This is a genomic window from Microbacterium sp. cf046 (genome assembly GCF_900114345.1).
GTDB lineage: Bacteria > Actinomycetota > Actinomycetes > Actinomycetales > Microbacteriaceae > Microbacterium.
This window is the reverse complement of record NZ_FOZJ01000001.1, coordinates 837,162-863,870: the sequence shown is the minus strand read 5'-3', so window position 1 is coordinate 863,870 and position 26,709 is coordinate 837,162. Positions and strand designations below refer to the sequence as shown.

The following is a 26,709-nucleotide window of genomic DNA, read 5'->3' as shown; positions in this document are numbered from 1 at the left end:
TTCTCAGTTCACCCGTCGGTACCGGATGTGCGTTGCCAGCGGCGAGTGCAGCACCTCGACCGGCTCCATGCCGAAGGATTCGATCCCGTCGAAGATCCGCTCGCCGGACCCGAGCAGGACCGGTGCGATGTCCAGGGTGAGCTCGTCCACGACTCCCGCGGCGAGCGCCTGCCGAACGGTGGACGCCCCGCCGGCGATGTCCACGCCGTCGCCGCCGGCCGCCGCCACCGCCTGTGCGTAGGCGGCATCGAAGCCATCGGTGACGAAGAAGAAGGTCGTCCCGCCCTCCATCTCGATCGGGTCGTGAGCATGGTGCGTGAGCACGAAGACCGGGGCGTGATACGGCGGCTCCGGCCCCCACCATCCGCGCCAGTCCTCGTCCCACGCGCCCCGGATCGGCCCGAACATGTTGCGACCCATGACATAGGCGCCGCGGGGGCGCATGAGCCAGCCGGTCGCGATCTCGTCGGCCTCGGTTGCCCGCTCATCCCCGATGTGCCACCGATGCACCTCGATCCCGCCGATGCCGAGAGGGTTCTCGCGGCTCTGTTCCGGGCCGGCGGCGAAGCCGTCGAGCGAGACCGACATGTGGCACGTGGTGTCCGGCATCCGGGACCCTTCGACGGTGGGCGATCAGCGAGCAATGGCCCGAAATCTACCCGACGGCGATTCCGAACTGAAGGTCGTCGGCCAGACGCCGGCGCTGGATCGCGTTCGCGATTCAGCTTCTCAGCCATGCAGTACCGTCGGAGATCGGGGCCGCAGCCTCGCCCGTCGCTTCTCGAGGAGGTAGCCGTGCCCGATCCATCGCCGTCCGCGTGGAAGCGCTTCTGGGAGCGGGGCGGAGGGTGGAAGGCCCTTCTTCTCGCGGCCGTCTACTACGGCCTGTACCAGCTGATGGCGCTGCTCGTCGGCGCCGTCTTCGGGACCGAGGGCGGTGTCCGCGGCGAGAAGGGCAGCGCGATGGACATCGTCATCGGCACCGCGCTCCCGATCATCCTGGGCAGCATCCTGCTGGTCCTCTTCGCGCTGTCGGTCGGCTGGCTGAAGGAGCTGTTCAGCAGGCAGCCCGTCGGCGGACGCGGATGGATGTGGGTGGCCGTCGGCGTGGTGGCGGCGATCAACGTCTCCGCGTTCCTCAGCATCGACTACGCCGAGGCCGGCGCCCCCCTGGTGGCCGCATGGCTGTTCACCGGCCTGTTCGTCGGGTTCGCCGAGGAGGTCCTCACCCGGGGCTTCGCCGTGAACCTGATGCGCAAGGCCGGGCACGGCGAGATCGCGGTTGCGCTGGTCTCATCCGGCATCTTCGCGGCACTGCACCTCGGCAACCTGTTCACGACCGACCAGGGGCTTCCGACCACGCTCCTCCAGGTCGTCTACACGTTCTGCTTCGGCATGTGCATGTACCTCGCGCTGCGCGTGACCGGCAACCTGATCTGGCCGATCCTGCTGCACGCCACGACCGACCCGACGCTGTTCCTGCACGGCGAGGCTCCCGCGGCGGGGTCGATCTTCGGCATCCTCCCGGCGTTCAGCACCTACCTCATCATCGTGACGGGTCTGATCCTCCTCGTCGTACTCGTCGTGAGCGAACGACGCCGGGCGAGGAGGGATGCAGTCGAGGCGACGGCCGGTCCGGCCTGAGCCGGACCGGGCATCGCGGGTCTCGTCTCGTCTACCTGACGCTCTTGATGGGCAGCACGCACAGCGCGCCGAGCACGCCGAACACGATCGCCGCGATGAACAGCGCGGAGTAGTTCTCGCCGCTGCCGCCGATCGCGAGCAGCGGGATCGCGAGCACCGGCACCAGCACCTGAGGCACCTGGTACGAGAGCGACACGATGCCGAGGTCCTTGCCGGCCTCGTCGAAGTTCGGCAGCACCTCGGTCATCATCGCGATGTCGACGGAGATGAACGCGCCCTGCGCCGCGCCGACGAACATCATCGCGATGAAGAAGGTCGCCAGGTCGGGGGCGATCGCCGCCACGATCAGGCCACCGGCCGACAGCAGCGCCGAGACCCACACGATCGCCTTGCGGCGGCCGGTGCGGTCCGAGATCCAGCCGAAGACGACGGTGGTGACGACGCTCATGAGCGTGAAGCCGGTGAGCACTCCGGCGAAGACACCCGATGCCTCCTCGAGCGGCACGTCGAGTCGGTCGATGATGAAGTACAGCATGTAGGTCGCGACCGTGAAGATCGACATCGTCACGAACAGACGGCAGGCCCACGCCCAGAAGAAGTCGCGGTACTTCACCGGGTTCAGCCAGTAGGTCGACAGCACGTCCGACCACTTCCACGGCTCGGGCTTGTCGGTGCGAACGATGTCGTGCAGGCGGAAGAAGAGCAGCACGCTGAACACGGTGCCGATCGCACCCGGCACGATGAACCACGTCCACTGCATGTCGTTCGGCAGTGAGGCGATCATGACGGCGCCGAAGATGAGCGCGACGGCGTTCGCGACACTCGCCGCTGCCGATACCCGCGCGCGGATGCGCTTGGGGATCTGGTCGGCGAGGAGCGCGTGCACGGCGGCGTTCGTGGCGCCGTAGCCGGTCTGCACGATCGCCCAGCCGACGATGACCTGCCACAGGCCGGCCGAGAAGGCGAGCATGACGACGCCGACCAGCCCGACGAGCGCTCCGCCCATGATCCACGGCCGGCGCTTGCCGAGCCGCGACATCGTCCGATCGCTCAGCCGGCCGAACAGCGGCGTGATCACGATGACCACGACCCCGCCGACCGCCGCGACGATCGAGAGGTTGACTCCCTTGGTGGCGTCGTCGAGGAACGCGAACACCTTGGGGATCGCCGCACCGCCCAGCGTGCTCAGCACGAGGCTGATGCCGAACCAGGCAGCGACGAATGTGAACAGGAATCCGCGCGGCTGCTTCGAGCCGGGCACGGTGTCGGGGCCGACGGCGCCGATCGGGTCGAGGGTGGTCTGGGACATCGTCGTCTCCTTGAGGTGGTCGGTCGGGTCAGCCGGCGTGCTGCCGGGCGGGGATGGTGTCGTAGGCGAGGGCGAGCAGCTGCGCGTGGCGTCCCTGCCACTCGCGAGCACCGTCGAACGCGGCGGTGATGCCTGGGGTTCCGTGCAGGTGTCCCGCGCCGATGTGAAGCTCGACGGGCACGCCCGCCTGCCGCAGCCGCTCGGCGTACTCGACGCCGGAGTCACGAAGAGGGTCATGCTCGGCGGCCAGGATGAGCGTCGCCGGCAGACCGCTCAGGTCATCGACGTCGAGCGGCGAGATGAGCGGATCGGCCGGGCCGCCCGGGCCGGTGTACATGTCGACGATGGCCTCGAGCGCATCGAGCCCGAAGCCGATCGCGTAGTCCTCGGCCGAGCGCCCCACACGTCGCATTGCGAGCGGAGGCACTTCGAGATCCACGTGGACGAGACGTGGGGTCTCGGCATCCCGAACCCGCAGCGCCGTGCTGGCGGCGATCGCGGCTCCCGCCGAATTGCCGCCGATGCCGAGCCGTTCGGGGTCGACCCCGTATCTCTGCGGATCGGCCGCGAAGGCCTCGAGCGCCGCGACGGCGTCGAGCTCGGGTGCCGGATACACATGCTCCGGACTGAGCCGGTAGTCGAGCGAGAAGACCTGCACGCCGCTCTCGAGCGCGCGCCGCGCGCAGAGCCGGTCGTTGAGCACCTCGTCGATCGAGCCCGCGTAGAAGCCGCCTCCGTGCAGCCAGAGCTGCGTCGGCTGCAGGCCGGATGCGTCGGAGCGTCGGTAGCGCCGCAGGCGGAGCGCGCCTCCCGGCCCTGCGAGCTCGACGTCGTCGAGGTCGACGCCCTCGGGGAGGGGCAGGGTGAAGTCGACGGCGAGCGCATCCGAGAGCTCGAGATCGGCGGCGCGTCGCAGCACCGGGTCGGCGCTCGCGAGATCCGGCATCGAGGGGGCGAGCTGTTCGATGCGGGCGATCCAGCGACGTATGCCGGGATCGAGGGACAGTTCGGCGAGCGTGGTCATCGCGTTCCGACCTCCGGGTAGACGGCGGGTTCTTCGTGCAGGGTGCGGAGCGTGGCGACGATGTCGCGGTGCAGGTGGTCGGCGGCGGGGACGAATCCGCGGTAGCCGGCGGAGCCGTGGTTCTGGCCGATCATCCGCAGGCAGGTGACCGGCACGCCCGCATCGCTCAAGGCGCGTGCGTAGGCCTCACCGTCGCCGCGCAGGGCGTCGAGTTCGGCCGTGTAGATGACCGTGGGCGGCATGCCCCGCAGCGACTGGGCGAGCAGCGGCGAGGCGTAGGACTCGCGCGCTGTCGCCTTGTCCTTGCCGAGGTACTGCCCGATGATCATGCGCACGAGGCGTCGGAGGAGCGGCTTGGGCACGGCGGACGCCTGAGCGTCCAGATCGAGGTGCCCCGCCGTCAGGTCGAGCAGGGGGACTTCCAGCAGCTGCAGCCGCACGGGTCGGTTCGCACGGTCCCGGTTCATGAGGGCGGTCGCGGTGGCGAGGTTGCCGCCCGACGAACCGCCGCCGATGGCGAGCCGCTCCGGATCGCCGCCGAGTTCGCGCGCGTTGGTCGCCGCCCATTCGAAGACCGACCAGCACTGCTCGGGCTGCGACGGGTAGGTCACCTCGGGGGCGTGGGAGTACTCGCCCGCCACGAGGATGATGCCCGCGTCGCGGGCGCGCTCCCGGAAGGACGCATCCCACCAGACCCAGTCGATCCCCGCGATCTCGAAGCCGCCGCCGAAGAAGTAGACCAGGACGGGAAGCCCGCCCGCGGTCACCGGGTCGGGCCGCTCCGGAGTCGGCCAGTAGACGCGCAGCCGGGCGTCGGGGTGCCCGGGCACCGGGATCGTGTGCTCCTCCGTGGCAACGTCGATGGGAGCGATGCCGAGCTCGGTCGTCATCACCTTGTCGAACGCCTCGGCGATGCTGCGCCGCTGCTGGGCCGTCTTGCCCTGGGGCTCTTGAAGCGGTGCGAGGCGCTTCTCGACGGCGTCGACGAATGCGTCCGTGCGTGCCTTCTTGTCGTTCATCTTTGACGACCTCCTCCGGTCTCCGGATAGTCTGGGGCAATCGAAGTACTTCGATGAAGTACTTTTTTCGAAGGGGTGCAATGGCGGGCGCGGCGAGGGTGACGATCTATACCGTCGCCGAGCGCGCCGGTGTCAGCATCTCGACGGTCTCGCTCGCGATCAACGCGCCCCACCGCGTGAGCGAGGAGACCCGCGCCCGGGTCGTCGCCGCGGCAGGGGCGCTCGGGTACCGCACCGGATCGGCGACGGCACGCGTGGGCGGCGGAACACGCGTCGCCGTCGCCGCGCCGTTCAGCACCTACTCGACCTACTTCCGCCGGTTCGCCGGGATGCTGGTGCGCGCGAGGGAGACCGCCATCGAGCTGACCGCGCACGATCTCGACTCGGCCGCGAGCGTGCGGGCGCCCCTGCTGGACGCCCTCCCTGCGCGGCGCGGGATCGAGGGTCTGATCGTGATGGGCGTGCCGCTCGGCAGCGCCGCGATGCGGGCGAGCCGCGAGGCCGCGCTCCCGCTCGTGCTCATCGACGTGCGTCGTGCTCGGCCCGTCGGCGATGACGCCCCCGTCGTGCTCGTGGACGATGAGGCCGGCGGGCGCCTGGTCGGGGAGCACCTGCGCGAACGCGGGCACAGCCGCGTGATCTATCTGGGCGAGCCACAGCTCTCGCGGGATTACATCTCGGCCGGGATGCTGCGCATGCAGGGTCTCTCCGAGCACGTCGCCATCACACGCGTCACCTCCGCGCTCGACGCCGACCCGACCCCGGCGCTCCTCGCAGCGCTGTCGAAGCGCGACGGTCCGACCGCGATCGTCGCCAACCACGACGAGTTCGCCTCGCGCGCCTGGCGCGGGCTCGCGACCAGCGGCCTCTCCGTGCCCGACGATGTCGCGATCGTCGGCTTCGACGACGGTCCGCTGGCGGACGGGCTTGGGCTGACGACTGTCCGGCAGCCGTTCGAGGAGTCGGGGCGGGTCGCGCTCGATCTCCTGCTCGGGATCGCCGCCGGCACCAACGGACCCGTCCGCCGGGTCGACCTCGTGCCGTCGCTGGTCGTGCGGTCGAGCACGTAGACGCGCAACGGAGCACGACGCGTCGCCCGAAACGCGATGATCGACAGAAACCCCCCGATCACCGAGACTGGGCATGGCGTTGCCCCGCACCGCGATGACGCGGCGCCGGCGGCGCGTAGGGAGAACTCGGAATGGTGAGAACGGTGACGTTCGTCGCGGCCTTCGTGGCGGCGACGGCACTCGTGTCGGGGGGCGCGCTGAGCGCGTCGGCAGCCGAAGGGGATGCCCAGGAGGTCTACCACGTCGTGCAGATGGGCGACTCGTACTCGGCCGGCAACGGCGCGGGCGACTACTACGGCGACCCGGCGGCCTACCGCAGCCACCGCAGCTGGGCGAATCTGTACGCGGACTGGCTCGCCGATCAGCCGAACCTTCCGGTGCAGTACGTCTCGTACGCGCACAGCGGTGCCGAGACCTCGGACATCCTGAGCACTCAGCTTCCCCAGGTGTCGGCCGACACCGACCTGGTGATGTTCACGATCGGCGGCAACGATGTCGGGTTCGCGACGATCGTCGAGGACTGCTTCCTCGTGGGCTACCGCAGCGCTGACGGATGCCGCACGTCGGTGGACACCGCGGTCGCCGATCTTCCAGCCGTCGCCACGGCGACACGACAGATCCTCGACGAGCTCGCCGCGAAGCTGAGCCCGGACGCGCAGATCGTGATCCTCGGCTACCCGCTCCTGTCCACCGACACTCCGTACATCCTGTGCGACTACCACGTCATCTGCTGGGGCAGCTACGAGTACGACGCTGCCGCGAATGTCCGCCAGCTCGGACTGCAGGCCAACGCGCTGCAGGACACGGTCGTGGCGCAGTACAACGCGCAGCCCGGAGTGCCGCAGGCGATCCATGTCACCGACATCCACGACCTGTTCGCGGGCCACGAGCCGGCGCCGGGCACGTCGAACGACTACCGATGGGTGGATGAGTTCCTCGAAACCGAGACCGTGCAGGACCCGCCCGGATTCGTCGCGCAGACCGATTACAGCTACAGCGCAGACAAGTTCACGTTCTGGCACCCCGGAATCACCGGCCACGCGCAGGAGGCGCAGCATCTGGCAGCGCAACTCGGTCTGCTGCCGCGCGCGCTCGCGATACAGGCGGCGAACGCCGGGGCTCCCGAGAATCCGGCAGGTGCCACCCCGCCGACGGCGTGGCTGGCAGGCCCGTACGTCCGGACGATCGGGGACTCCATCGAGTTCGATGCGCGGGGCTCGGCGGCCGGCGGTGGTCGCATCACCCAGTACGAGTGGGACTTCGACGGCGACGGCGTCTTCGACGAGACGACGGCCGCTCCGCATGCGACGGCAGCGTACTCGGGCCCGGCCGAGGTCGACGTGGCCGTGCGGGTGACGCAGACGGATGGCCAGTCGGCGACGACGACCACCGAGGTTCACATCAGCTCCGACGGCGACTCCACGCCAGAGGAGCTCGACAACTGCCCCGCGATCTACAACTACAGCCAGACCGACCTCGACGGTGACGGCACCGGCGACGATTGCGACGACTCCCCCGGACACCCGACCGGGGATGCGGCGAGCCTGTACTTCCACGGCCCGGACGGCGTCCTGCAGCGCGTCGGCGTCGATCCCGCCGACGTGAACGTCGTACCCGCGGATTCCGAGGGGACGTCGGTGACACTGGGCGCCGGAACCCTGACAGCAGGCCAGACAGTGACGGTGACCGCATCCGGATTCGTCCCCGGCGACACCGCCGACGTGTGGATCGCATCCGATCCGATCGTGCTCGAGACGAGCACGATCTCGGATGCCGGCACGCTGACTGCGACCGTCCAGGTGCCGGCGGACATCGAGCCGGGCGCGCATCGCATCTACGTGACCGCACCCGCGACCGTCGCCTCCGCGCCGGTCACGATCACTGCGGGGGGCGCCGATTCGGGAAGCACCGGCCAGCTGGCGGCATCAGGAGGCCAGGCACCGATCTGGCCCATGGCCGTGGGTCTGCTCGCGGTGTGCGCGGGACTCGCTCTCGCGTGGATCGGCCGAGTGCGTCGGGTTCGACGCCGCTGAGTGCTCGGCCCGCGCGAGCGACGGTGGGCATACTGGAGACGTGATTCCGGAAGACGTCCGTGCGTACTGCGCCGCGAAATGGGGAGCGTGGGAGGACCAGCCCTGGGAGGGGGACGTGGTCTTCAAGGTCGGACCGGATGCCCGCGGCAAGATCTTCGTCTTCTTCGGCGACGGCACCTCGATCGGCGTCAAGGCAGCGACGACCCGGGAGGAGGCGGACGACTGGCTGGTCCGCTATCCGCAGGATGCCCGCGTCTCGCCGTACATCGGGCGGTCGGGCTGGAACGTGCTCGCCACCGGTGGCGGCATCCCCGATGATGAGCTGCGCGAGGCGATCGACCACTCCTACGAGCTCGTGCTGGCCGGACTGCCGAAGAAGCTGCGCGGTCCAGGTGCCGACTGATCGGATGCTGGACAACAACCGACAGTTGGGTGCGCAGCCTCGATCGTGCCGCACACTGGATGCATGTGGAGCTTCCTCAGGGCGATCAAGAACCATGAGCACCGCATCGCGCCGACGACGACGATCGCCGCGATCGCTGCAGTGGTCTACACGTTCGCGCCCATCGATCTGATTCCCGAACTCGTCCTCGGTCCACTCGGACTCGCGGACGACGTCAGCCTCTGGGGCATCTTCATCTTGCTCTTCGCCCGCGAACAGCGGCGCTGGCAGGCCGGCCTCGAGTCGAACTAGGCAAGCGGCCTGCGAGGAGCAGCCCTACTCCGGGTCCTCGAGGCGGAACCCCACCTTGAGCGTCACCTGGAAGTGATGGATCGCGCCGTCCTCGACGTGTCCTCGCGTGGACACGACCTCGAACCAGTCGATGTTGCGCAGGGTCTTGGATGCGCGGTCGAGAGCGCCTCGGATCGCGGCGTCGGTTCCTTCGGATGACGTCCCGACGATCTCCGTCACTCGGTAGGTGTGATCAGTCATGCCCAGCCCTTTCGTATCCTGTCGTGCCGATGAGGTCTTTCCGCGATCATGGCACTTCGACGGAGTCCCCGTACACGATGCGACGGCCGCGCTGCGGAAGCATCACGATGAACGGCGACAGGCCGATGGGATCGCCCTCGTGCAGCTCGTATTCGGCGAGCTGCACGCGGAGGCGCTCCCCCGCGATGCGTTCGGGGAGCGGCACCGCGCCGACCCACTCCGCCTCGGCGAAGCGCTCCTGCCGGATCGCGGCGAGCCCCATGCGCACCTCCAGCACCACCGGACCTCCGACCTGAACCCAGTCGAGGTCGCTGGTGGCGTCGGCCGGCAGTCGCTCCACCCAGGCCTCGACGCGCCGCGAGGCGCTGATCTCGGATGCGAGGTCCGGCAACCCGCGCGCGTGCTCGGGGATGCCGACCGTGCCGGCCACGGTGAGCAGCACCGCGGCGCCGTCGGGCGTCGAGACGAAGGTGGCTTCGCGTCGTGGCAGCGGCTGCAGCCAGTCGGCGCGGACCACGGTCGAGATCTCGACACCGCCGATGGAGTGCGGCTGATAGCGGGCGAGCGCGAGCTGCACGAACGGCGTGTACGCGGAACCGGCCTCGATCGCGACATCGCAGTACCAGAGCTTCCGATCGGCGTCGAAGTCCGGCTGGTGCCCGACGACGGTCACGGTATCGGGCACCTCTGCAAGCGCGACTGTGCCGACCGCGACCCGGCGCGGGAAGTGGGTCGCGAACGGGCCGGACGGCACCGGGTCGCCCGCGAAGATCGGGTCGGCGCCCCACACGCTGGTGAATCGTCGGCCTTCGGGTCCGGTTCCCGTGAAGAACGGCGAGAAGTCGGTGACCAGTCCCGCCGCGACATCGGTCTCCACCGCGCTGACCCGATCCCGATCGATCAAGCGAGCTGCGGTCACCGAGCGATCCGTCGCGACCACGAAGCGGTCCACGTCGTTGCGGGCCCGGATCGCCCTGTCGCCGCGTGCGCGGAAGGCCTCTTCGCGCACCGCCGCAGCGGCGGACGCGATGTGATCCGCCACGAGCGCCGAGGCCGCGGCATCCGCACCTGCGCCGATGCCCTCGACGGCGCGGATGCCGGCGCCTTCGACGACCTGCTCCGCCCACGCCTCCGACGCACCTCTTGTCGCGCTGTCCACGAAGACTCCGCGGTCGATGTCCACGGGCCACCGGATGAAGGGCTGACGCGCGAGCACGACACCGAGCAGTTCGTCGGGTCCGCTCGAGAACCACGGACGCCCGAGGTAGACGCGCAGACCGCCCGCAGTGCGGACGCGACGCACCGCGAGTGGCGCGTCGAGTCCGAGTTCCTCGGTGCGCCACTCCCAGTAGGGTACGAGGTACTTCACGTCGGGCGGCGCGGGTCGTGAACTGGATGGCACGTCGACGGTCAGCGGCTCGCCGACCGACGTGATCAGCTGCGGGTCGTCCGTGATCTTCGGTGGAAAGTACTCGCGGAATCGCGTCGTCGCCTGAGGCGTGTATTCCACCCAGCGGTGGCGGGTGTCACCGAACTCATGCCGCACCGCGTGGCGCGGTCCGTACGGGCCGGCCGCGGGTCCGTTCACCGCCCACATCTGCGCATCGACTTCGAAGGCCTCGAGCTGGAAGTCCGCGACGTGGGCGCGCTTCGTTTCGTCGCGGGGCGCCGGCTCGAGCACGTCGTCGACCGGATCCGCCCATTTCGCGTCGATGTCGAGGCGGCCGGTGCTCGGCGCGTGGTTGTGCACGACGCCCGGAAGCAGCGAGAACGTGGCATCGCGATCGCGCATGCGTCCCGGCTGCAGCCGGATCTCGGGCGGCTCCAGCGGCTTCTCCACCGCGTGCACGAGGGTGAGCTCGGTGGCCGGAGTGATCATCCAGTGCCGCCCCCGGCGCACCGTGTCGAGCTGTGCGGAGCTCGCGGGCGCCTGGTGCTCATCGATGAGGTGCCAGACACGCATGAGGTCGATGTCGCCGTCGTCGAGGAACGAGCTGAGTCGCACCGTGCGCAGGGTGGCCTTCGGCAGGCGCACGGTCAGTACACGCGCATCGGCATCGAACTCGGGGTCTCCGTCGCCTTCGACGACCCGGATCAGCACCGGCCGGCGGTCGGTCCAGTCCGCGGGATCGCCCGGCCAGCGCAGCAGCCGTGTCGGCGGATCGCCCTCGACGGCTGGCCCGCCGCCCTCGTCGCCGGGGAGGGTGGTGAACGAGATCCCGCGCGCGAGCGGGTCGGGCAGGTAAGGGAGGGAGAGCGAGCGGTCGGTGTGGACGATGTACTGGCCGTCTGGCAGCACCTGATCCTTCTCACCGGTGAGCGCATCCGCCGGGCCGCGCGGATTGACGACACGCGCGCCGGGGAGCGTGAGGAAGCTCCCTGCCTCCCTTCCGGCGATCGCGAACTGCGCCGCGACGGCAGCGGCATCACCGGCGAGCGCCGCGTCGAACATGCCGTGCGTCTCGGCGAGCTGCACACTGCCGATCGGCGCGGCCAGGTTCCGCTCGTTCTCCGCGCGGTAGACGATGCCCAGGTCACCGTCTGCCGCATGCCCGGGCAGGTTCGCGACGCGGTCGAGTGCGATGTAATCGGCGACCGGCACGTCGAGCGTGGAGCGGATCACCATGCGCATGAGCGATTCACCCTCGGTGTACTCCGTGAGGGGGACGACCGCGGGCGACGGCACCGGCTCCCAGCGCTGGTATGTGCGTCCCAGGTCGCGTTCGCGCGCCTCGTCGAGCTGATCGGCGGGAATCGATCGGCCGGAGAGGTCGACGGCGCGCACTCGGAATCGGTACGGCCGTCCGAAGCGCAGGCGCGGCAGCGACCCCCGCTGGACGCGGAAGCGGGCAGCGAGCGGAAAGCCGGTGTCGGCGACCTCCGGGGGCACGGAGGGGTCGGCGGCCTCGGTCTCGTTCACGACCCTGCCCGGTCGCTTCACCGCCAGCGACCAGCCGTCCCATCCGGCGAGGGTCTCGTGCAGGTACTGGTCTGCGGTCGGGTCGGCCTTGCCGCTCGACATCGACGCGGCCTTCAGGTAGCCCTCGTCGGGCTTGGGCTGCACGTCCAGCGGTGTCGGGTCAGCGCCCGGCGCCACCAGTTCGTATTCGCCCGCACGGCGGTGCAGCGAGAACCACTCTCGCGAGCCGGAGGCCTCATCCTGCACGTCGATGCGCCAGCCGCGGGTGACGTCGGCGGCGTTCAGTCGCGCGGCCTGTCCGCCGGTGCGGGTCTGGTCGTGGTCCGCGGAGGCGTCGAACTGCGCGACCATCCCCGCGGCGCGGTCGCGGCGTGCGACGATCACACCGGTCGAGCGCAGCGCGGGCAGCGACGATGCGTCGGCCGTCATCGACGGGGCGTTGTTGTTCGCCTGCGCGCTGTCTCGCAGCGCCTGGTCGGTGCGCTCGAGGTCGGCCAGGAGCGTCGTCACCTTGAGTGCGGCACCGTCGGGGTCGAGCTGATCCACGAGGAAGCGGCGGGCGTCGTCGATCACCAGGCTGCCGTCCACGATGTCGGGCAGCTCCGTGCGGGAGTCGGGCGCCCACACGCGATCGGTGCGGTGCGTGAGGGTGACGGGGCGCGCCTGCTCCGGCGCGGCGGGCGGGGTGATGAGCTCCTCGAGCAGGTCGACGTTGAAGCCGGATGCGACCCGGATGCCGGTGAACTCGGGGATGCCGCCGTCGTCGGGGATCGCGAGGTCGATCGCCAGCCCGAGATGGCGGAGCAGTTCGGGATAGTCGGCGCAGCGGGCGACGAACGAGTGGAATTCCGGGGCGACCGGTTCAGGCGCCGGTGCGGTGGCTGTCGCGTCGTCCCATGGGTCATCCGTGCGGTCGTAGAAGCTCGCCGCCGCGGCGAGCGCGAACGCCTGTCGCTCCGCGGGAGGGACGTCCTCGATGCGCAGGAACCGCCCGGGCAGCCCACCGGGTCGCGGGTCGGACGTGCGCCGGACCCGCTCGATGAGCTGCTTGATGGCCCGCCGGTGCCCGCCCTCGCCGAACTGCTCGCGGACGGTGAGCGGTGAGCGCAGCTCTTCGAGCTTGCCCGCGAGCGGCCCCCTCGTGATCGCGGGGAAGGAGGTCGGACTCGTGACGGCGATGGTCTGGTACAGGCCGGTGATCGCCTTGGCGACCTCGTCCACGGAGTAGGAATGGACGACTGCCTGCTCGAAGTGCTGGAAGTTCGCTTCGCCGACACTCGTGCGGTCGAACAGCTGCGACCACACGTCGGGGCTCGGCGTGACCGCATCCGGGTCGACGTCGGTGAACGGGATGCCGTCGATCGTGCCGACCCCGTCGACTTCGATGCCCCACTTCGCATCGGCGAGCGTCTTCGGCCAGTTCGCGAACGCCGCGAACGCGGGCAGTTCGATGAGCACCCCGCTGCCGGGCGGCTCGTCAGTGGAGAGCCGTGGGGTGACGAAGACCGTCACCTTGAGCAGCCCCTGGTCCGGCATCCGTCCGGCGGGGATCGCGGTGAAGATCGCGGATTCGGTGGTCACATCGCCTCCACGCCGAACGCGTCGCAGTACTCGGCCCAGGGGTCGCGGTCGACGCCCCGATGGTCGACGAACTTGCCCATCGTGTCGAGGAACGTCGGGTCGCCGCTCGAGCCTGCGAACTGCTTCTCGCACGTGACCGACACGGAGAACGACAGGAAGCAGACCGACACCTCGATGCTGATCGACGCCTTGCCGACGGCCTTCGAGGCTCCACCCACCGAGCGGTAGCTGAGCTCGAGGTAGAGCTCGATCGACGCGGAGATGAGTCCGAGCACGTCGACCTCGCCACGGGCGCGGAAGTATCCGGTCAGCTGCACGGCCTGCGTGTCGCCCTGCATCTCGAGGCGGAAGTAGATCCCCGCCATCACCGAGAGGCTGCCTGATGCGACCACGAAGCTCATCTCCACGGCGGCACCGAACTCGAATGCGGCCTCGATGACCTTGAGACCCTTGGGCGAGATCGTGATCGCGAAGAATCCGCCGCCGGCGAAGAACGCCACCTGCAGGCGGAAGGGGTTCTCGCGGGTGGCGAAGAAGAAGCGGAACTCGAGCGATTCGCCGATGAACGGGACCGACAGCTCCGCACCGACATGGATGTTCGTGAGGGCGAACACGCCCACCGCGAGGTCGGGGATCTCCAGGTCGAAGCCGGCCTTCAGACCGCTCGGCTCGATGTCGAGGTACGGCGGGTCGCTGAAGCCGTCGAACGGGATGATCTCCTTCAGGGTGTTCACGAACGCGAGCGGACCGAGGAACTCGATGCCTTCGGCGCGCCCATCCTTGCCGTCGCTCAGCTCCACGTTCACGTCGGTCTTGCGCCCGGGCTGAACCGAGAACTCCATCACCATGACGTGGATGGCGATGAACCGGGTGTCGCCGAACAGCGTGACGGTGAAAGGCGGCAGCGAGCACGACACGAGGGTCGTCGGTGTGCCACCGCGGAGCGGTGCCTGCACTTCGGACACCAGCCGCAGGCGCTTGTCGCCCTCGGGCAGGAACACGGGCGGGCTGACCCCCGTGGGCGGCCATGGCACGAGCTCGGTGGTCCACTCCAGCCGGGCACTGACACGTTCGGGCAGGAGCGCGCCGGTCGCGAAATCCTGGATGGCCTGTGCGATCGGGCCCGCGTCGGAGGCGAGGTCGGCGAGGCGGTCGAGGACGCCGAAGACGCGCTCGAGGTCGGGGCGGGGTATCGCGAGCCCGGCCGCGCCGGCGACGGCGGCTCCGGCTGCCGAGGTGATCGCCCGAAGCCGGTCGACCAGGGCACGAGCGCGGAGTGCGAGCTCGTCCAGCAGTGCCTCGAGCGGCTGCGCCGGATGCGGCGGCTGCAGCACTGCGGCGAGGGCGTCGGCGACCGCCTCCCCGGCATCGCCGAGGGCGACGGCAGCCTGCTGGACAGCCGCGCCCTGCGCGTTCAGCTGCGCGGCCTGGGCGGTGAGGAATGCGCGGGCCTCGGCGACGGCGCCGTCCAGGTCGACGACGACGTTCACCGCCTTCGTGACGAACGCCGGCAGCGGGCCACCACTCGACGGGAGGAGTTCGGCCAGCGGAAGGATGCCGAACAGCTTCGCGGCATCCAGCCCGAACATGCCTCCGACGTCGAAGGTCCCGGCGTTGGAGGCGAGCTTGGCCAGATCACCGCCGACCGGCCCGACCCGTCGGGCGAGCGCTGTCACGCCGACGCTCGGGCTGACGAAGCCTCCCGACTTCTGCGACTGCGACGAGAAGCCCATGGCGACGGCGCCGCTCGGCGCAATCGGACTGCCGGCATCGTCGGCGAGCTGCAGGAACAGGCCACCCTGATTGCCCGGGTGAGCAGTCGGGTCAGGCCCGGTGCCGACGCCGTGATCGCGGTACGCGGTGGCGTAGGTGAGGGCGCGGGCCCCGGTCTGCCCGGTGAAGGCCGACATGGCCGGAACCGGCGCATGGGCGACCCGCATGAAAGGCAGCACGAAGTTCACCGACTTCTCGCTCGTGACCAGGTCGAAACCGGCGTCGAACCGGATCCGCTCGGTTGCGAGGGTCGTGTCGTCCGGATCGAGCGGCGGCGCGAACGCGATGCGCTGGCCGAGGAGTGGGTACGTCGTGTCGACGCCGTTGGCCTTCTCGAGCGCGGCTGCTCGGGCGGCGCCCTCGAAGACCGTCTTCTCCACGAAAACTGCGGGACCCTCGAACTCGATGAGCCGGTTGGCGATGTCGTTGGCCACGAAGCGGAAGTGGAACGGCTGCACGCCGGCACCAGGCTGACCGGGTGCCGGCGCAGGTCCATCGGCCACTGCGATCTCGGGGAGGAAGATCTGCCCGCCGGCCCCATCCAGGAGTGCGCGGGGCGCCGACAGCGGCGGCGTTTCGGCCGTGAGGATGCGCACCCAGCGCAGCGGCATCCGATTGTCGAACTGCTTGGTGCCGCTGGCGAGGAACCTCCGCTCGGGCTGGCGCACGACGATGAAGAACCGCTGATAGAGCGTGGCACGGCCATCCGACTTCACCCGTCGTTCGGTGACCTTCACCAGCGATGCGCGGTGACCGAACGGCAGCAGCACGCCCTGGTAGACGACCTTGACGTAGTGGTCCCGGCCGAGGGTCGCGCGGTGCCGCCATTCCTCGATGGACAGCCCCAGGGGTGGGGAGAAATGCGCCTCCAAGGCGAGCCACCCACCGGGCGCGGTGAGCATGAGCCGCTCGACGGCGGCGGGCTGCGGTCTGTACCCGTCCCAGCGGTGATTCGACGTCAGGTGGACGAGCTGCATGCGGTCGCGCACGGAGAGGGTGGCCCGGAACGGCGGGAGCGTGCTCAGCTTGCTGAAGTCCTCATCCGCGGGGAAGGCCCCGGTGCGCTGAGCCGGCCCCTTGCCGGGGGTGAAGTCGCGCGTCCAGACGGCCCGGACCGTGCGCCCCGCGCTCTGCGACTCGTCCACCGGTGGCGGGGTGCTCGGGTCGAGGTCGGCTGCGGCGTCCGTCCTGTTGCCGAGCCGCGAGTGCCAGAGCTCGACGCGACCGTCGTGATCGACCTCGCCCAGCGCGTGCGTGAACGCGCCGCGCGAGTGCGGGCTGAGCTGCAACCGCCACGGGATCTCGAGGGCCGTCTCCGTCGACTCGGGAATCCGCGGCACGGGCGGGCGCAGGTCCAGTCGCAGCCGAGGACCCAGTTCGACGCCGGCGCGAAGGTCGGTGGTCACTGCAGCCACCGCTGATGCGGTCCCGAAGCGCATCTCCACCTCGTCGGCCGTGCGGCGGAGGCGAACCGCCTCGGTCAGGTCGGTGAAGGCCGCGGCGCGGCGTCCGGGGCTGCGCCGCACGGCAACCGCGCCGACGCCCCTCAGCCTGCGCGTGACGGTTGCGATGGCGCCGAGGTCGTCGGCGAGTTCGTGCCATCTGATGATGGGGGGCGCGCCCTCGGCGTGCGGCACCACGCTGAGAGGCAGGACGCGCATTGCGTGCAGCAAGCCGCCGGTGGTGAACAGGATCCGCTCGTCGGTGACCCGGTAGGCGATGCGGCTCGCGCGGGCGATGCGCGCCTTCACCGGATACACCGGCACCTCGACGCCGGTGTTCGCATCGGCGCGCTTCTCATCATCGCGCGGAGGCTTCGTGGTGGTCGCGAACGCGCCGGGCGGACCGGAGGGATCGAAGAACGCCTGCTCGAGAATGTGCTGCGGGCCGAAGACAGCGATCAGGAACGCGGGCTTGGCCGCATCCCGTCGGGCGAGCGTCGGCATGCCGTCCGCATCGACGCGGTCGAGGTTCACGAACCGGAACTCGACGCGGAGCAGGTCGCCGGGACGGAAGATGGTGGTGCGCGGCAGCGACTCCGGCGCGTCGAGCGGCTCCCCGCCGAGGGCTCCGATGCCCTCGACCACCCCGATGCCGCCGATCTCGGTGAAAGGCACCTCGATCGTCGGGTTCCGCGCGAACACGCGAGACAGCGCGCCGACCAGTCGTGGATCCAGTTCTTCCGCCATTGCGCCCCCGCGCCCGAGCCGCCCCCACTTGCGTCGCGCGTCACTCTACTCGCGCGGCCAGCCGGGCACACCCCCTCCGGTGCCACCGATCCGGGTCACGCGGGACTCGTGCTCAGCGTCTCCGCCGATGGATCGTCACCAGCACTCCGTCGCCGTAGACGCTCGCGTCGGCGAGCTCCCACGCCGTCATGTCCGCGGTGCTGTCCCAGAGCCGCCGGCCGTGGCCGAGGATCACCGGAAAGGTCATCAGGTGCAGCTCGTCGACCAGGTCGGCCGCGAGCAGGGCCTGGACGAGGCGGATGCTGCCCGGCACTGAGATCTCTCCTTCGACCTCGGTCTTCAGGCGCGTCACCTCGTCGACCAGGTCGCCGGAAAGGACGGTGGTGTTGTGCCACGCCGGATCGGTGAGGGTCCTGGAGACCACGTACTTCGGCATCCCGTTGTACTTGTCGGCGAGATCGCCGTCGTACTGCGGCCATGCTCCGGCGAAGCCCTCGTACGTCGCGCGTCCCAGAAGCAGCGCCGCCGAACCGTAGGCCTCTTCCTCCTTGAAGCGCTCGCCGCCGGGACCGCGATCGAAGGCGAAGCTCCAGTTCGGGTACTTGAAGTCGTCCCCACCCGGCGCTTCGACCACGGCATCGAGCGAGATGAACTCGGTCGCGACGATCCTGCCCATCTCACCCCTCCTCGACGAAGGCGCGCAGCACCGGGGCGAGCACGTCGGCGGTCGTGGAGTGGCTCTCGCCCGGCACCGCCCTCAGAGCGCCGGTGGGCAGCAGGTCGGCGACCGCACGCGCGCCGGCGGCCAGGTACGGCCAGGTGTGCTCGCCATACAGCACGAGCACCGGGATGCGCACGCGGTTCCACCGCTGCGTGCTCAGCGGCCTGCCCGACATCGCCTCGCCGACGTTGCGGCCGTCGTAGGAGATCGTGGGTGCGATCGCCTCCATCCCGGGCCACATGTCGCTCGCACGGATGCCGGCCACGAACTCCTCAGGCATCAAGACGGCAGCGGTGAGGAAGAGTTCGGCCGCGTCTCCGGGCCGACCCGCGGCGATCGCCGCATCGAGCCTCTCGACGTAGTCAGGCGGGAGCGGCGGGCGGGAGTCGTCGACCACTGCCGGAGGTTCGAACAGTGCGAGCCGCCCGATCGGAGCGCCGGACTGCACCGCGTTCAGCGCGAGGAATCCGCCGGACGACCACGCGAAGACCGTCGCGGGAGCACCTCCGCCGGGGCCTGCGATGATCGCCTCGAGGTCCTCGATCTCCCGCGCGACCGCGTACGGAGCCGTATCGCCGCTCTCACCGCGCCCGCGGCGGTCGTAGCTGATGACCCGGAACCGACCGGCGAGCAGCTCCGCCGTGGCGGCATCCTCCGGTGTGGTGGCGCGATACGCGGTGGCACCGTCGACGATCACGATCGGATCGCCCTCACCCCACGCCGTGTACGCGATGGGTGTGCCGTCCGCCGAGGTGACTGTGCCGTGGAACATGACGGGATCTCCTTCTGCATGTGTCGCGGTGCCGGTCACCGAAGACACCATCAGGCTAGGAAACCGTCGGTCCTTCGGGCTTGTACAGAAGCGACAGGGCGTCCGCTCCCTCGGGCGGGCTGCGCAGCTCCGAGGCGGTGCGACCGATGAACCGCTGCAGCGACCGCGCGAGATGCGGCTGGTCGTAGTAGCCGAGCTGGTTCACGACCTCGAGCGGGGCGATCCCTTCCGCCAGCAGCACCGCCGCACTGCGTGCACGATCGATCTGGCGGATCGCGCTCCGAGTCAGCCCCGTCGAAGTGACCACGCGCCGCTGCACGGATCTCGTGCCGACCCGTGCGATACCGCCCCAGACCACTTCGTCGACGAGCGGATCGCGGGTGAGCACGCCTGCGCGCACGAGGCGCGCGACGAACTGCTCCGCGTTGTCGAAGTCGGGGACCTCCCACTCCTCGCCGACCAGGACGAACGTGCGCCCTTCGACATGCGGGCTCTCGACGGACCCGTCCACGATGCCCGGGATCGCCAGGTGCGGCATCGACGCACCGTGAGCGAAGCTGATGCCGAGCGACGTCGACTCCCCGTCGATCCGGGCACTCGACGCCGCCGTCTCAGGGCCGCGCGCAGCGGCGTGCATCACGCCGTCCTCTTGCCAGAAGACCAGCTCCCAGGTCGAGGTGGCGATGGACGTCATCGTCTCGCGACCGGACGTGCGCCCCCTCCACACCCGCGCGACGTAGGGCGAGTCGGAACCGCGATGCTCGCTCTCGATGGGCATACCTCTCCTCTACGCGTCGAGCACCCGCCACTTCTGGAATGTCTGGATCAACCAGAACACGCCGAAGCCGATCAGCCCCCACGCCTCGACCCAGAACATGCCGTCCGGGCCGGGCTTGATCAGTCCGGTGAAGATCGCGGCCCCCATGAACAGCACGCCCACCAGCAGCGCGGCGATGAACCAGTAGACCCACGGCAGCCCGCGCTGCAGCGGCGTCGGCTTCTCTCCGTTCGCGATCTCCTGGCGTGTCTGCAGCGGCCCGAGGATCGCCTGCCACAGCGCGACGAGTGTGACCACGATGAAGAAGGCGACCGCGGAGATGTAGTGCCCTGCCGCGAAGAACGCCTCGCGGAACCACATGAACCAGGTGAAGACGGCGATCCACACCGCCCAGCACAGCCCCTGCGTCCAGAGGAACTGCGTGGTGAACCTGCCGCTGGACCGACGATCGGCGATGCCGATGGCCAGCGCGATCAGGAGCACAGTGGGCACTGCGATCAACCACACCGTCATCCCGATCGTGGCGTACCCGTCGAACGGCGACGGCACGCAGACCTCCCTGCCGTCCGGACACACGTTCTGGCGCAGGTTCTCGAGGATCTTGTTGTCCGCGTTGGTCGGCACCAGCGCGATGATCGGCACCAGCATCGCCGCGATGTCCAGCAGGACCTGCTGAACACCGTCACCTGACAGCGCAAGCATGGCGGCCGCGGCCGCGATGAGCGAGCCGACGAACACGACTCCGGCGGGCGTGTAGAAGAAGTGACTGATCGTCGGGATCAGGTGGTGGTATTCCTGCCACGTCAATCCGACTGCGAGGAAGATCGCGGCCACCGCGCCGATCATCACGAGGCGCAGGTACCGATACGTGCGCCTCGGCGTCAGCCTGGGGTCCTCCGAGAGCGATCGCAGCTGGTGCGCAGCGCCCCGCGCAGCATCCCGGCTGCTGCGCAGTCGGACGATCTCCTGGTGAAGACCGGCGATCCGGGGATCGGCGGGATCCTCGCCGGGTGACACCGCAGGTGCGGTCGGCGCATCGGCCTGAGCGGTGGGCGGGGGAAGGAGCCTGTCCACACGCGCGAGCTTCTCGTCGGCGCGGGTTTCCTTCAGGCGCGCCCGAATTCTCGCCACGATCGTCGGTGCACGCTCGGTGTCCGCCATGTGCGCACCGTACTGGCGATTGATTTTGCCGGTCAAGAGCGGTCGCGAAGTGCCCGGGTCAGTGGCGCTCCGATGGACGCCGCTCGGCGCCGAATCGGGTGGTCCGCGCTCAGGTCAGGGAGTCGAAGTCTCCTCGCGCCCAGCCGATGTGCCGATTCGCCGACCACCGCACGATCTCACGGGCGCGTTCCGGGATCACGTTGTCGAAGTTCCCGTACAGCCGGTCGAATTCGAATCTCTCCAAAGAGGTGGCGATCCGCTCCACGACTGCTCCGGACAGCGGGAGACGATTCGGGAAACTCCGCATGAAGCTCACGGAGGACCGGTCGGGATTTGCGTAGATCGTGTCACCCGACAGGAGCACACCCCGACCGTCCGCGCCCTGTGCCCAGTGCGCGACGGTGCTTCCGGGGAAGTGACCACCGGGTTGGGTGAGCGTCACGCCTGGGAGGATCTCCACGTCGTCCGACCACGTCTGAACAACCGGATCGGGCCGCGCCACCCATTCCCTGTCCTTCTCCGCCACGAGCACCGGCACCCCTCCGAGCGCGCGGCTCCACTCCACCTGGACGCCGTACATGTGCGGATGGCTCGCCACGATCGCGACAACGGGCCCGACGTCGAGGATGCCCTCCACACCCGCACCGTCGAGGAAGCCGATCGGATCGAAGAGCAGGCAGCCGGCGCTGGTGCGCACGAGCTTGGACTGCTGCCCGATTCCCACGCCCGGCCGGCTGCTGACGCCCCACAGATCCGGCTCCAACTCGACCAGCGAGGTTCGGCAGCCGTCATCCGCCAGTTCCGTCAACGTGGTCCATCGCTGCCCGTCCGCGGGAACCCACTGCCGCTCGTCTGCGCAGATCGCACAGACATCCGTCCGCTCCGCATGCTCCACCGCGCACGTCGCGCAGATCCAGAACGACATCCATTGCTCCTTCGAAGGCGGCCGGCCCGACGTTCAGCCGTACGGGCCACGGCATTCCCTAGTCGACGACCTCTTGGTAGTCGGTGTAGGGCGCGTCCACCCCGGGAAGGTGGACGACGTAGCCCAGCCACCGCTCGAGGATGGGGCCGGCGACTGCAAGCCACGCACGACCCTCCGCGGTGTCGTCGAAGCCGCCGTTGGGGGACACGCGGTCGCGGGCTTCGACGCTGTCGATCTCGACGAGGGCGAGGTACTCCCCGACATGATCGCCGCGCTCGCCCCTCAGCAGTGCGATCCGCCAGCCGGGCAGCGCGGGCAGTCGCCCGGCGTCGCTCGCGAGAAACCGCTCGAATTCGTCACCGGCGACGCCGGGACGAAGCTCCAGGGAGTGCAGTCCGTAGATCTTGCCCATGGTGTTCCCTCCGTCGATTCCGATGCGTTCATCGTGGCACTGCGCCCCACGCTTCGCACGACCTCCGAGTGTCGCGATATGATGGACGGGATAGACGGACTTCTCATCCGTCTCGCCCCGGCCGCGTGGTAACGGTCGGGGCTCTTTTCTTGTCCGGCCCTCCGAGTACGGTGAATTCCCTGGAGTGGTCGCCGGCGGCGGCTGAGGACTCCGGCAGGCCGCGAAGGAGCTTCCATGGACGAGTCGATGAGCGGATCGGAGCGGATCTCCGCAGCCGATTTCCACCGGGCATCAGGCGTCTCGGCCTGGCGCGTCACCGGCACGGGCCCGCAGGCCGTCTTCACCGCGGGCTCGCTCGCGCAGGCGTCTGGTCTCGTCGCCCCGGTCGTGGCCGCCGCCGAGCGTTTCGGCATCCTCCCCGACGTCGACGTGCGTCCCGAGGCGGTCGTGGTCCGCATCCCTGATCGCGACTTCGCGGGCATCCCCGCGGCCGCCGCGGAGTTCGCGGCTGCCGTCTCCGGTGCTGCCGCCGACCTGCACCTGACGCCCGATCCCTCGCTCGCGCAGTCGGTCGGCATCTACGTCGCGCAGCACTCGCAGACCGATGCACGACCGTTCTTCATGGCCGCACTGGGCTACGAGGCCCTCGGCGAGACGGATGCCGTCGATCCACTGCGCTGCGGGCCGCAGCTCGCCTTCAACCCCATCACCGGTGACACCCCGGCGAGGGGTCGGACGCACTTCGATGTCTTCGTCCCGGCCGATCAGGCGCAGGCCCGGGTGGATGCCGCGCTCGCGGCCGGCGGCAGGCTCGCCGACGATTCATACGCACCGGCCTTCTGGTCGCTCGCGTCGCCCGACAACCACGGCATCGACATCGCATCCTGGACGGACACGTCCGACTGAACCCTCCAGCGCCGCCGCGGGGTGCTCTCGCCTCCGGGATCAGCGGTGAATGCGCGCGGCCGCCTGCTCGATCGCCGGGGAGTCGACGTAGCTTAATCCGGCCGCCTCGATCCGCCGCCTCCACTCGCCTGAATCGGGATCGCTGGAACCGGGCGGCGGCTGGCGCCACACGGTGTGCGCGCGGAGCCGGTGCGCCTCGGCGATGATCCCTTCGATCTCGGCGATGGGTCGGTAGACGTACAGGACGTCAGCCTGATCGGGATACCGGCCGACCGGCCGGCGCACGATCGCCCCTTCGGCGAGCTCGCTGACGACGACATCCTGCTCGTCGGGGCCGTCATACACGGTCACGACGAAACCGGCGCTCGTCAGGGCATCGGGGACATCGTGACTCGGGTAGTCCTTGACGACGACGTGAGTGGCGGTGCGAAGAATCTCATCTGGTGTGGGCATGGCGGCTCCTGCGGCGAGAGCCTAGTCCCTGGAGCCGCCGGGCTCCGGAGCGCGCTGCACCAGCATCCGGGTTCGATCGGTGAGAAGGTGCAGCGCATCGGTCCATTCCGGCGTCTCGGGATGCCCGTGCGCACAGCCCAGCCTGCACAGGGCGTCGAGGATATAACCCTCGAGCCAGACGTACGGATCGGCGAGTCGATTGCAGCGTGCCAGCGCGTCGATCATGATGGCGAACGCGCGATCCGTCTCACCCCTGGCCTCGGCGACGAGCGCGAGCGCGCGCGCCGACATCCCCTCCCAACACGGATCCCGGAGCTGACACGCGCGAGCGAACGCCTGCTCCAACACCGCAGCGGCAGCCGTCAGGTCGCCCTGAACCAGCTTCACTTCGCCCAGGATGGCCTGCGGCCAGGGCAGGAACGCCAGCCAATGATCGTGCTGCGCAACGGCCATCGACCGCGCGAGCCACGCCTCGGCGGCCGCCGATCGCCCCGACAGCAGCTCGACCCGTCCGAGCATTGCGAGTCCGTACGCCTGTTGACGCGGTGCGCCCGCCGCCTCCGACATGTCTGCCGCCGACTCGAGAAGTCGACGTGCACGGTCCAGGTCGCCTCGATCGCTCGCCACCGCGCCGAGGTAGGTGGTCGCCTTCGCACGAATCTTGGGTGCGTCGTCGGCGTATGTCAGCGCGTCCGTCAGCCACCGTTCGGCACGGTCGTAGCGGGCGCGGAGGAAGTCGACGTATCCGAGCTCGGCACGGATCTCGGCCACGGCTGCCCGCAGTCGATGGGTTCGTGCGATCTCATCGGCCTCGTACAGCCGTGAAAGACCCTGCTCGTCGAGGCCGCCGAGCCCGTGGATCAGGGCCTCCGCCAGTGCGAGCCGGGTCGTCACCCGGCGCGGCGGGTCATCTGCACGGTCGGCCAGCTCGGCGGCGAGCCCGAGCGACTCGATCCCCGCCTCGATCGACCCCGCCGCCGCTGCGGCTGAGCCGGCCTCGATGAGCGCGTCGATCGTGACCTCATCGAAGGCAGAGGCGTCGACGTGCACGCGTTCCCGATACGCCGCATCGATCGCGGGCCCGGGCGGCACGCCGAGTTCTCTGTGGAACAGCTCGCGGCATGCGGCGTATTGGCGTTCGGCCGCCTCATCATCGCCGGCAAGCCGGTACAGGCGGATCAGCAGGGCCTGATGGTTCTCGTCGAGCGGGCTCATGGTCGAAGCGCGCAGCGCGTACCCCAGTGCCGCGTTCAGGTCGCCGCCGGACATCGAACCCAGTGCCGCTTCGTGCAGGACGGCTTCGGAGACTGCAGCCACGTGACGCTGCTGCGAGATGAGCCAGGTCTCATAGGCACCGGCGTAGCGCGGTGCCAGACCGTCCAGCAGCTCCGCACCCACCCCCGGAAGACGAACCGCCTCCTCCCAGGTGCCACGGATGAGCACCTGGACATCGACCACCGCATCCGAGGGCAGTGCCACCGTCACCGGGTCGCCGTCGAGGGCGGCGTCATCACCGAGCCCGCGGCGGATCTCGGCAAGGCACCAGCGCAGCGCTCGAGCCGGGTCGTCAGCCTCACCGAAGAGCATTCCAGTGAGGTGCGCCCGGCTCGGCGCCCGCTCGCTCAGCAGCAGGTAGGCGAGCACGGCCCAGCTCTTGCGGCTGCGGAACTCGTACGCCTCACCCGCGCTCCGCAGGATCCGGGGGCGTCCGAGGAGCTGCACGGTGAGGCTCGGACGATCGATGATCGCCACCATGACCCCATGCTCCCGCACTTCTCCGAGGCGTGATCAGGAATGCTCGTGGACCGGGTAGATCTCGTCGGCGACGAGCCCGTGGGCCTCGCGGTGCACCGCGTTGGCCGCATCCGCGTCGGGCGCCTCGACCAGGCAGAAGATCTTGCCTGCCTGCTCATCGACCCAATACCGCAGGTAGTTCACTCCGTGTGTGCTCTGGGTGGCCACATCGGCCGCGTGCGCGCTGGCGACGTCGGCCTCCGAGACTCCCCCGTCGATGGTGTGGACATCCATGAAAAGCGTCATGATCTGCTCGTTTCCTTCTCGCGACCCACGTGGTTCGCCGGTCTCTCGCAGACATCACACCGCACGCGCGTTTGACGCGGCGTTTGACGTCAGCCGGGATGCCGAGAAGCGCCTCCGTGCAGCACTGCACACCCGCCCGCTCCCTCACCCCTCCGTTCGAGCAAGCGCGCGACGGTGCACCTCGCGCATCTCCGCATCGAAGGGCGCAACGGGCGCGATCACCACGACATCCGGCACGACTTCCGTGAGCGGCATCGGGGTGACCGGACCCGGAGGCAGACCCCACGACGCCCGCCACTCGGCGAGCTGTCCGGCGGAGGCGGCAGCGACGACGCGCCCCAATCCAGCCCATCCGTGGGCAGCGGCGCACATCGGGCAGTGCTCTCCTGACGTGTACACGGTGGATGCTGCGCGCTGGGCCGGCGTGAGACGCGCGATCGCCCACCTCACGAGCTCCAATTCAGGATGCGCCGTCGGGTCACGGTCGGATGCCTCGCGGTTCATCGCCTCGGCCAGCACCGCGCCGTCCGCGTCGACGAGAACGGACCCGAACGGATCGTCGCCGTTCTCGAGCGCCTGCGTCGCCAGGGCGACGCATCGCCGGAGATGGACCTCATCGACAGCGGAGACCTGGTGGTGGCCACGCGGTCCCGAGCCGTGCCTGCCCTGCGGCACCGTCACCGACGCGGACGAGGACCGTGGAGCATGTCGCGCCAAGGCTCGCCCGATGTGTAACGCTCATCCACCGGGATCGCACTGCGCATCACGCTGCGTTTCGACACGGCCGACATCACTGAGGCGAACGACACCCAGGAGAGCACCGCGACCGCCGACACGGCGGAGCCGATGGCCAGCACCGACGCGAACGAGCCGATCGATCCGATCGAGAGGGCCGAGCCGACGCTGCCGATCGACAGCACCGAGTTCTTCGATGCGATCGACAGCACAGAGCCGGTGGACCACAGCGAGAGCACTGAGCGATCAGACATCCGCCACCCCAATCTTCGCCACGATCGTACTCGGCATCGCGATTCGCCCTCCACAG

General features: G+C 69.6%; 24 protein-coding genes. 6 read left to right on the top strand and 18 right to left on the bottom strand.

Going from position 1 to position 26,709, the window contains the following annotated elements; all coding sequences use genetic code 11:
• Positions 1 to 3: 3 nt before the first annotated feature.
• Positions 4 to 609, bottom strand: coding sequence for a dihydrofolate reductase family protein (locus tag BM349_RS18500; RefSeq protein ID WP_139230876.1), 606 nt, complete (start codon positions 607 to 609; stop codon positions 4 to 6).
• Positions 610 to 795: 186 nt separating this feature from the next.
• On the opposite strand from BM349_RS18500, the gene BM349_RS03995 reads away from it, so the two are divergent.
• Complete coding sequence (locus BM349_RS03995) at positions 796 to 1,644, top strand: CPBP family intramembrane glutamic endopeptidase (RefSeq protein ID WP_175525184.1); 849 nt, start codon at positions 796 to 798, stop codon at positions 1,642 to 1,644.
• Between the two features lie 31 nt (positions 1,645 to 1,675).
• Here BM349_RS03995 and BM349_RS03990 read toward each other — a convergent pair whose 3' ends face one another.
• Genes BM349_RS03990 through BM349_RS03980 form a run of 3 tightly spaced genes read right to left on the bottom strand, consistent with a single transcriptional unit; the run spans position 1,676 to position 4,996 of the window.
• Positions 1,676 to 2,953, bottom strand: a complete 1,278-nt coding sequence (locus BM349_RS03990; protein ID WP_175525183.1) for an MFS transporter — start codon at positions 2,951 to 2,953, stop codon at positions 1,676 to 1,678.
• A gap of 28 nt (positions 2,954 to 2,981) precedes the next feature.
• A complete protein-coding gene (locus tag BM349_RS03985; protein ID WP_091703199.1) occupies positions 2,982 to 3,977 on the bottom strand; it encodes an alpha/beta hydrolase fold domain-containing protein in 996 nt (331 codons plus the stop codon).
• Positions 3,974 to 4,996: an alpha/beta hydrolase gene (locus BM349_RS03980; protein ID WP_091703196.1), complete on the bottom strand. Its 1,023-nt coding sequence runs from the start codon at positions 4,994 to 4,996 to the stop codon at positions 3,974 to 3,976. The genes BM349_RS03985 and BM349_RS03980 overlap by 4 nt, the downstream gene beginning before the upstream one ends.
• A gap of 98 nt (positions 4,997 to 5,094) precedes the next feature.
• Between BM349_RS03980 and BM349_RS03975 the strand changes: the two genes are divergently transcribed.
• From BM349_RS03975 to BM349_RS03960, 4 genes are all read left to right on the top strand, one after another.
• Positions 5,095 to 6,066, top strand: a complete 972-nt coding sequence (locus tag BM349_RS03975) for a LacI family DNA-binding transcriptional regulator (RefSeq protein WP_254773716.1) — start codon at positions 5,095 to 5,097, stop codon at positions 6,064 to 6,066.
• 131 nt (positions 6,067 to 6,197) lie between these two features.
• Positions 6,198 to 8,099, top strand: a complete 1,902-nt coding sequence (locus BM349_RS03970) for a GDSL-type esterase/lipase family protein (protein ID WP_091703190.1) — start codon at positions 6,198 to 6,200, stop codon at positions 8,097 to 8,099.
• A 40-nt stretch (positions 8,100 to 8,139) separates the two neighbouring features.
• The gene (locus tag BM349_RS03965) at positions 8,140 to 8,502 is read left to right on the top strand and encodes an MmcQ/YjbR family DNA-binding protein (RefSeq protein WP_091703187.1); all 363 of its coding nucleotides are present in this window, start codon (positions 8,140 to 8,142) and stop codon (positions 8,500 to 8,502) included.
• A 63-nt stretch (positions 8,503 to 8,565) separates the two neighbouring features.
• On the top strand, positions 8,566 to 8,793 hold the full coding sequence (locus tag BM349_RS03960) for a DUF1232 domain-containing protein (RefSeq protein WP_091703184.1): 228 nt from the start codon (positions 8,566 to 8,568) through the stop codon (positions 8,791 to 8,793).
• A 24-nt stretch (positions 8,794 to 8,817) separates the two neighbouring features.
• Here the strand turns inward: BM349_RS03960 and BM349_RS03955 are convergent, their stop codons facing one another.
• The 9 genes from BM349_RS03955 to BM349_RS03915 form a co-directional block, all read right to left on the bottom strand.
• Positions 8,818 to 9,033 (bottom strand): dodecin, encoded by a 216-nt coding sequence (locus BM349_RS03955; protein WP_091703181.1) that lies wholly within the window; start codon positions 9,031 to 9,033, stop codon positions 8,818 to 8,820.
• Positions 9,034 to 9,079: 46 nt separating this feature from the next.
• The gene (locus tag BM349_RS03950) at positions 9,080 to 13,534 is read right to left on the bottom strand and encodes a hypothetical protein (RefSeq protein WP_091703178.1); all 4,455 of its coding nucleotides are present in this window, start codon (positions 13,532 to 13,534) and stop codon (positions 9,080 to 9,082) included.
• The gene (locus tag BM349_RS03945) at positions 13,531 to 17,496 is read right to left on the bottom strand and encodes a hypothetical protein (RefSeq protein WP_091703175.1); all 3,966 of its coding nucleotides are present in this window, start codon (positions 17,494 to 17,496) and stop codon (positions 13,531 to 13,533) included. Before BM349_RS03945 ends, BM349_RS03950 begins: the two co-directional genes overlap by 4 nt.
• A gap of 112 nt (positions 17,497 to 17,608) precedes the next feature.
• Positions 17,609 to 18,172 (bottom strand): dihydrofolate reductase family protein, encoded by a 564-nt coding sequence (locus tag BM349_RS03940; protein ID WP_091703171.1) that lies wholly within the window; start codon positions 18,170 to 18,172, stop codon positions 17,609 to 17,611.
• Position 18,173: 1 nt separating this feature from the next.
• Positions 18,174 to 18,989, bottom strand: coding sequence for an alpha/beta fold hydrolase (locus tag BM349_RS03935; protein ID WP_091704910.1), 816 nt, complete (start codon positions 18,987 to 18,989; stop codon positions 18,174 to 18,176).
• A 55-nt stretch (positions 18,990 to 19,044) separates the two neighbouring features.
• Positions 19,045 to 19,767 (bottom strand): helix-turn-helix domain-containing protein, encoded by a 723-nt coding sequence (locus tag BM349_RS03930; protein ID WP_091703167.1) that lies wholly within the window; start codon positions 19,765 to 19,767, stop codon positions 19,045 to 19,047.
• A 9-nt stretch (positions 19,768 to 19,776) separates the two neighbouring features.
• The gene (locus BM349_RS03925) at positions 19,777 to 20,928 is read right to left on the bottom strand and encodes a hypothetical protein (RefSeq protein WP_091703162.1); all 1,152 of its coding nucleotides are present in this window, start codon (positions 20,926 to 20,928) and stop codon (positions 19,777 to 19,779) included.
• A gap of 109 nt (positions 20,929 to 21,037) precedes the next feature.
• Positions 21,038 to 21,853: an MBL fold metallo-hydrolase gene (locus tag BM349_RS03920; RefSeq protein WP_091703159.1), complete on the bottom strand. Its 816-nt coding sequence runs from the start codon at positions 21,851 to 21,853 to the stop codon at positions 21,038 to 21,040.
• Positions 21,854 to 21,911: 58 nt separating this feature from the next.
• On the bottom strand, positions 21,912 to 22,265 hold the full coding sequence (locus tag BM349_RS03915; protein ID WP_091703155.1) for a hypothetical protein: 354 nt from the start codon (positions 22,263 to 22,265) through the stop codon (positions 21,912 to 21,914).
• A gap of 234 nt (positions 22,266 to 22,499) precedes the next feature.
• Between BM349_RS03915 and BM349_RS03910 the strand changes: the two genes are divergently transcribed.
• A complete protein-coding gene (locus BM349_RS03910; RefSeq protein ID WP_091703151.1) occupies positions 22,500 to 23,171 on the top strand; it encodes a VOC family protein in 672 nt (223 codons plus the stop codon).
• A gap of 39 nt (positions 23,172 to 23,210) precedes the next feature.
• Here BM349_RS03910 and BM349_RS03905 read toward each other — a convergent pair whose 3' ends face one another.
• From BM349_RS03905 to BM349_RS03885, 5 genes are all read right to left on the bottom strand, one after another.
• Positions 23,211 to 23,624, bottom strand: coding sequence for a CoA-binding protein (locus tag BM349_RS03905; RefSeq protein WP_091703148.1), 414 nt, complete (start codon positions 23,622 to 23,624; stop codon positions 23,211 to 23,213).
• A 21-nt stretch (positions 23,625 to 23,645) separates the two neighbouring features.
• On the bottom strand, positions 23,646 to 25,379 hold the full coding sequence (locus tag BM349_RS03900) for an AfsR/SARP family transcriptional regulator (RefSeq protein WP_091703145.1): 1,734 nt from the start codon (positions 25,377 to 25,379) through the stop codon (positions 23,646 to 23,648).
• A 33-nt stretch (positions 25,380 to 25,412) separates the two neighbouring features.
• The gene (locus BM349_RS03895; RefSeq protein WP_091703141.1) at positions 25,413 to 25,664 is read right to left on the bottom strand and encodes a DUF4242 domain-containing protein; all 252 of its coding nucleotides are present in this window, start codon (positions 25,662 to 25,664) and stop codon (positions 25,413 to 25,415) included.
• A gap of 144 nt (positions 25,665 to 25,808) precedes the next feature.
• The gene (locus tag BM349_RS03890; protein WP_254773715.1) at positions 25,809 to 26,345 is read right to left on the bottom strand and encodes a nucleoside deaminase; all 537 of its coding nucleotides are present in this window, start codon (positions 26,343 to 26,345) and stop codon (positions 25,809 to 25,811) included.
• On the bottom strand, positions 26,342 to 26,653 hold the full coding sequence (locus tag BM349_RS03885; RefSeq protein WP_175525182.1) for a hypothetical protein: 312 nt from the start codon (positions 26,651 to 26,653) through the stop codon (positions 26,342 to 26,344). Before BM349_RS03885 ends, BM349_RS03890 begins: the two co-directional genes overlap by 4 nt.
• Positions 26,654 to 26,709 lie beyond the last annotated feature (56 nt).